The sequence below is a fragment of the Achromobacter sp. 2789STDY5608621 genome (assembly GCF_001299375.1).
In the GTDB taxonomy this organism is placed as follows: domain Bacteria; phylum Pseudomonadota; class Gammaproteobacteria; order Burkholderiales; family Burkholderiaceae_B; genus Achromobacter; species Achromobacter insuavis.
Genome location: NZ_CYTU01000042.1, coordinates 46,006 through 52,438, shown reverse-complemented (window position 1 = coordinate 52,438; position 6,433 = coordinate 46,006). Strand labels below are relative to the sequence as shown.

5 protein-coding genes and 1 pseudogene are annotated in these 6,433 nt (G+C 62.3%); all 6 read left to right on the top strand.

Features of this window, described 5'->3' with window-relative positions:
* A partial coding sequence (locus AOZ53_RS34475; RefSeq protein WP_231690696.1) for a hypothetical protein occupies positions 1-520 on the top strand: 520 nt, incomplete at its 5' end.
* A gap of 11 nt (positions 521-531) precedes the next feature.
* On the top strand, positions 532-1,239 hold the full coding sequence (stbB, locus tag AOZ53_RS26720; RefSeq protein ID WP_054490091.1) for a StbB family protein: 708 nt from the start codon (positions 532-534) through the stop codon (positions 1,237-1,239).
* Between the two features lie 9 nt (positions 1,240-1,248).
* Positions 1,249-1,638 carry a hypothetical protein gene (locus AOZ53_RS26715; RefSeq protein ID WP_054490089.1) on the top strand — a complete coding sequence of 130 codons (390 nt, stop codon included), beginning with the start codon at positions 1,249-1,251 and terminating at the stop codon, positions 1,636-1,638.
* Between the two features lie 96 nt (positions 1,639-1,734).
* Positions 1,735-3,402, top strand: coding sequence for a type IV secretion system DNA-binding domain-containing protein (locus AOZ53_RS26710; RefSeq protein ID WP_054490087.1), 1,668 nt, complete (start codon positions 1,735-1,737; stop codon positions 3,400-3,402).
* An 11-nt stretch (positions 3,403-3,413) separates the two neighbouring features.
* A pseudogene (gene mobF, locus AOZ53_RS35300) lies at positions 3,414-4,295 on the top strand (MobF family relaxase); the annotation flags it as partial.
* Between the two features lie 129 nt (positions 4,296-4,424).
* On the top strand, positions 4,425-6,254 hold the full coding sequence (locus tag AOZ53_RS35295) for an ATP-dependent DNA helicase (protein ID WP_369816856.1): 1,830 nt from the start codon (positions 4,425-4,427) through the stop codon (positions 6,252-6,254).
* Positions 6,255-6,433 lie beyond the last annotated feature (179 nt).

Below are 6,433 nucleotides of genomic sequence, written 5' to 3'. Positions count from 1 at the left end.
GGAACCGCAACGGTTCCCCCGCGCCCGCCACGCGGGCGCGGCCCCCCCTCCCGTCAACCCCGTTTTGCAGCCCGGAGGCGCCGGGCATTTCATCATGCAAAAAACTCAAGCTCCACCACGACCTCCTGACGATGCGGACGCCGTTCAGCAGCTAAACGCTCTGCTGCAGTCGGACACTCGTGCCAGATTTCGAGGCTTACTACCGCTCATCGACGACCTCGTCGGCCAGGGCGTGCCATACGGCGCAATCGCTACCGCTCTGGAAAAAGCTGGGATCACCATGAAAGCGGCATCCATTCGCCAAGCACGATGCCGATGGCGAAAGAGAAAGTCCAAGACCGCGACGCATGCCACTGCGCCTGGGCATGGTGATTTCCCCAAACCGCAGGCCACAGCCCCGGCGCCGCAACTACCCAAAGCGACCGGCACCATCGCAAGCAAGGCGGACCTCGTCCAGTTGCGCAGATCCGCCGACACCCTTGACCTCAACCAGTTGGCCGAACTCGGCCGCCAGAAATAGGAATTTCCCCCATGAAAATCGCAACCCTGAACTACTCCGGTTCCGTCGGCAAGACCATGGCCACCAGCCACGTCTTTGCGCCGCGTGTGCCGGACGCGGAGATCATCGCGGTCGAATCCACCAACGAAAGCGCCGCAGATCTGGGCCTGGACGTCGAGCAGCTGCGCGGCGAACAATTCGGACGTCTCTTTCGCAAGCTGCTCATGGCCGAAGCGGCGATCGTCGACGTGGGCGCCTCCAACATCGAAGACTTCCTGGCCGAACTGGTGAAGTACGACCAGGCCCACCTCGAGGTCGACTATTACGTGCTGCCGGTCGTGGCCTCCGGCAAAGCCCAACGCGAGACCATCAAGACGATCCAGGCCCTGGCCGAGATCGGCGTGCCGGCAGAGCGTGTGCGCGTGCTGTTCAACCGCGTCGACGCTGATGTGCGCGATGAGTTCGCCGCCATCTTCGGCTATGCACGCCAGGCGGGCGGCTTTCTGGCCAACCCCGAGGCCGCCATCTTCGAGAACGAGGTCTTTGACCTGCTGGCCAACAAGCGCACCACCATCAAGGAAATCCTGGCCGACACGACCGACTATCGCCAACTGCTGCGCGAAGCCGACCGCACAGACACCGCGCTCACCTCCCATCTGAGCGACATGCACGCCCTGCAATCGCTGGCCCGCCCCGTCGATCGACAGCTCGACCGAGCCTTCAATGCGCTCTTTGCCTAGGAGCCAGTCATGACCGATGTCCCGCAGACTGCGCCGGCGCCGCCCCGAAGCAAGGTGGAGCTGCTCTACCAGGAGATCCTGCGCGAGAGCCACCAGTTGATCGGCCGCCTCGAGCAGATCGCCCTGCAGCAGGCCGATGTTCAGCAGGCACTGTCGGCATTGCCCGGCACCATCCGCCAAGCGGGCCAAGAGGCCGCCACTCAAGCGGCCGACCACGCCAGCCGGGCCATGCTGGATGCCACACGCGCTCTCGCCCGCGCCACGAGCGAGCTGCGCGTGTCATCGCGCTCGGCCCAGGGCGCGCTTCCCGCCACTGCCTGGCGCGCCGGCCTGCTCTGCGTGGCCAGCAGTTTCTTGGGCGGCGCGCTCTGCGCGGCCGTCCTCGCCCTCACCCTCTGAGCTGCCCTCTGCCCCGCTCTTTCTTGCCGGCCCGGCCATCGCCCGGCCGGCGCCTCGCGCCACGCGCGCAGCACGTCCTCTCTCGCAAGGAAATCCATGGCACCCGATACTCGCCGGCGCATCCTCCGGTTCGCTGTCCTGCTTCTCCCCTGCTTTGCCTGGTTCTTCACCGCCAAGCTGATGTCAGGCATCCCGCTCAATCAGATCACCTGGCTGGTGCTCGCACGCTGGATCCTGGCCACGCCCGAGCATCTTCCGCTCATCGCCGCCCCGATCCTCGGCTTGGTCATCGCCTTCTCGCTTGCCTTCGCGCTCAAGCGCCACGCCACCAAGAAGGGCTTTGATGGCGCGGGCTACGCCAAACACATCCGCGGCACCGAGGCCGTGCCCATCAAGAAGCTGCGCAAACTGTGCACGGAACCCCATACCGCCCAGATCGACGTGGCGGGCGTGCCCATGCCCACCAACATCGAAAACCTGCACACGCTGCTCAACGGCGCCACCGGCAGCGGTAAATCCGTGCTGCTGCGTGCCCTGGTCTTCTCGGCGCAAAAGCGCGCCGATCGCATGGTTATCGTGGACCCCGACGGCGATCTGTACAGCCGCTTCGGGCGCCCCACCGATGTTTTGCTTAACCCCTACGATCAGCGCACCGAAGGCTGGTCGTTCTTCAACGAGGTTCGTGCCGAGTACGACTGGAAGCGGATTGCGCTCTCCATCGTGCCGCTGGGCAAGGACAACAATGCCGAGGAATGGAATGGCTACGCCCGCCTCTTGCTGCGCGAGACCGCGCGCAAGCTCCATGAGCTGGGTACGCCCTCAGTCGAGGAACTGTTTCGCTGGACCACCATTGCCTCGGACAAGGACCTGCGCGCCTTCCTGACGGGTACGCTCGCCGAATCGCTGTTCGCCGGCTCCGCTGAAGCGAGCAAGGCACTCACCAGTGCTCGGTTCGTCTTGTCCAAGTATCTGGCCGAGCACGTCACGGTGCCGGCCGGTAAGTTCAGCATCCGAGATTGGATGGAGACCGGCACCGGCAACCTCTACATCACCTGGCGCGAGGACATGAAGGAGGCCATGAAGCCGCTTGTCTCGACCTGGGTCGATGTCTTTTGTTCGGCGCTGCTGTCACTGCCCGAGAGTTATTTCCGGCGCTGGTGGCTCGTGATCGACGAACTCGCCTCGATGGAGAAACTCGCCAGTATCGAAGACTACCTGACCAAGGGCCGTCGCAAAGGCGGCTGCTGCCTGGCGGGCCTGCAAACCGTCTCGCAGTTGGACGACATCTTCGGTGAAAAAATGGCGCAGACGCTGCGCGCGAGCTTTCGCTCGCTCGTCGTGCTCGGCGGGTCCAAGACGGATCCGGCGACCGCCGAAGAGATGTCCAAGGCCCTGGGCGAGCACGAGGTCGCACGTCCTGAATACACCGACAGCCGCAATCCGGGCAGTGCGCGCAACACCAGCGAACGCATGGTGCGTTCGACCGAGCGCGTCGTCACGCCCGCGCAGGTCCAGACGCTGCCGGATCTGACCGGCTGGGTGGCCTTCGCCGGCGACCGCCCGATCGCCAAGTTCGTCTTGGAGCCTGTCACCTTCGCCGTACGCAACGCGCCCTTCGAAGAATCCACGCGCATGAAGGCGCGTCCCGCCAGGCACCCCGCCGCCCATGCTCCCCAATCTTGGGAGCAAGTCGACCTGCCTGAAGACCCAACGATGGCTGGTCAAGCCGCGGCCGCTGGCTATCGAGCGATCGCCTCCAGATAGGATCTCCGCACATGATTTCTCTCAAGACGGTTCATCGCAGCGCGGCGACGAGAGCGTCCCACTACTACGCTGACCAGAAGGACGACTATTACAGCCGCGACGGCACCGCAGCACAGTGGCAGGGAAAAGCAGCCGAAGCACTGGGACTCACCGGCAGCATCTATAACCAGGACGAATTCCTGGCAGCTTTGCGCGGAGACTTTGGCCCAGACATCAAGCTGTCCAAGTCCATCCGATTGGACTCCGAGGCTCGAGCAGCGCTGGACATCACCTTCTCGCCGCCCAAGAGCGTCAGCATTCAAGCCTTGATCGGCAAGGACGCGGCTGCGATCGCCGCCCATGACAAGGCCGTCACCGCGGCGCTGGCGTTCATCGAGAACGAACTCGTGCGCGCTCGCCAAACTGAGAAAGGCGTAACCACAATGGAACGCACCGGCAATGCCGTCATTGCCAAGTTCCGCCATGAGACCGCTCGGCCGACGGAAGGCCATTATTGCGATCCGCAGCTGCACACCCATGCGGTGATGATGAACATCACCCAGCGCGCCGACGGGCGCTGGACGGCGATTTCCAACGACGAGATCTTCCGGCTGAAGTCGCTGGCCGAATCTGTCTACCATGCCGAACTGGCCAGCGAGCTTGAGCGGGCTGGCCACAGCATTCGCTACGATGGCAAGAGCTTCGAACTGGCCCATATTTCGAGAGAGCAGATCGAGGGCCTGTCAAAACGCTCCGGAGATATCAATGCCGAGCTGGAGGCCATGGGCCTGGACCGCAAGACGGCCAGCCGCGAACTCAAACAAACGATCACCCTCAAGACTCGCAAGGGAAAGGCGCCCGAGGTCACTCGGGAAGAGCTGCAGCGGGACTGGGAACGCCAGGCGACCGAACTTGGCGTGGACTTCAACCGGGAAAGAGAGCCGGCCCAAAAGGCTCGAGAGCATTCGCCGGATGCTCTTGCCCTAGTCGCGGACGAGTGTTTGAAATGGGCGATCAAACACCATACCGAGCGCGAGTCGGTTATGGATGGCAAAGCCCTGCTCAAGACCGCATTGCTCCATTCCCGAGGCTCCGGCGTGCAGCTGCGCGATCTCAAGGCTGCCGTGAGACGTTCGCTCGACAAAGGACATCTGATCCTCGGTACGCTGGAGTATCGCCTGTCTCGCAACCGAGAAGGCGAAGGAATGTCCCGGGCGGCATGGATCAGCGAGCACATGCAGGACGGGATGACAAAGAGGCAGGCCGAAGCCCATGTGCGGCAGGCAGTTTCGCGCGGTGAACTCGTTCCCACTGGTGCCCGATACACCACCCAGGTAGCGCGTGAGCGTGAAAAGCGAATCCTGCAGATTGAGCGTGAAGGAAGAGGAGCGGTCGAGCCGATCCTGCAGACGGAATCGGCTCAAGCAGCATTGCGAGGCCGATCTCTCAAGCCTGGCCAGCTTGCGGCCGCCGAACTGATGCTCACCAGCTCGGACCGCTTTGTCGGCGTGCAAGGGCTTGCCGGCACTGGCAAGTCCCATATGTTGAAACAGGTCAAGGCGGCCGCGGAATCGGCTGGCTTTACCGTCAAGGCTGTTGCCTCCTATGGCAAGCAGATTGAAGCATTGCGCGAACTCGGGATGGAGGCAAGAACTGTGGCTTCGGTGCTGGAAGCGCACCACCAGGATCGTTTCAAACTGGATGCGAATACCGTCTTGGTCATTGACGAGGCGGGCGTGGTGCCGGCTCGCATTATGGAACGCCTCATGAAAATGGCCGAAACGGACGGCGCCCGCGTGGTCATGCTGGGGGATACCGGCCAGACCAAGGCGATCGAGGCGGGGCGCCCGTTCCACCAATTGCAGGTTGCAGGCATGGCCACCGCTCTGATGGGCGACATTGTCCGCCAGAAATCGCCCGAGCTGAAGGAAGCAGTCGAGTTTGCAGCGCGGGGCCAGGCGTCCACTTCGTTGGGGGTCATCGACACCAAGCTGAAGGCGGTACACACCATTGGCGAAGACGTGAAGCGCTATCAGCGCATTGCGGGCGAGTACGCGGCACAGACCGCCGAGGATCGACGCGAAACGCTCATCGTTACAGGAACGAATGAATCCCGGAACGCGTTGAACGAGGCAACGCACCAGGCTCTGGGATTGGCAGGGCGTGGCTTCGACTTCAATCTGCTAACCCGGCGCGACACCACGCAGGCCGAACGCCGGGTGGCGCACTACTACCGTTACAACGACATCATTCAACCTGAGCGAGACTACAAGTTTGGTGATCTCAAGCAAGACGAGATGTACCGAGTGATCGGCGCTACCGGCAAGCCGAACGAGTTGGAGGTCGAGCATTTGGCCACGAAGACGAGATCGACGTTTAACCCAGCCAGGGCCACGAAACTCTCGGTATATCAGCCCGTGGAGGCCGAACTGTCAGCGGGCGACTGGGTCCGCGTGACACGGAACAATGCAGAGTTGGATCTCGTAAACGGCGGACGGTTTGAGGTGCTGGCGGTCACGCCCACTACGGTGACTATTGGCAATGGAGGCAGACGCCTAACGTTGGACGCCTCGGCTACCCCACTCCACCTGGATCGTGCCTATGCGACAACAAGCCATAGTGCGCAAGGGTTGACGTGCAATCGAGTGCTCATCAACGCTGAGAGCTACAGCCGGACAACACAACGGGACGTGTACTACGTTGCCATTTCTCGGGCCCGTCATCAAGCCGACATTTACACCGATAACGCTGGGAAACTCGGTCGCGCAGTCAACCGTCTCGAAGAGAAGACGGCGGCGCTCGATATTGGGATGGAGACGAGCCGCCCATGGCGGCACAAAGAAAACGTGCGGCCAATGGAAAAAGAAAACTAAACGCTGGCTCGCGACCGATGCCGTCCAATATCCGCCCGTCAAAATGGGTGAGCCTCTGACTGGACCCACCAGTCAGAGGCTCGTATCGCGATCGAACTTAAGTCCTTAGGAGAAGCCAAGACAATCGTGATTGCGGGAGGTTATCAAATTGCCGGCTGTAAAACAACACTCGCCCAAGC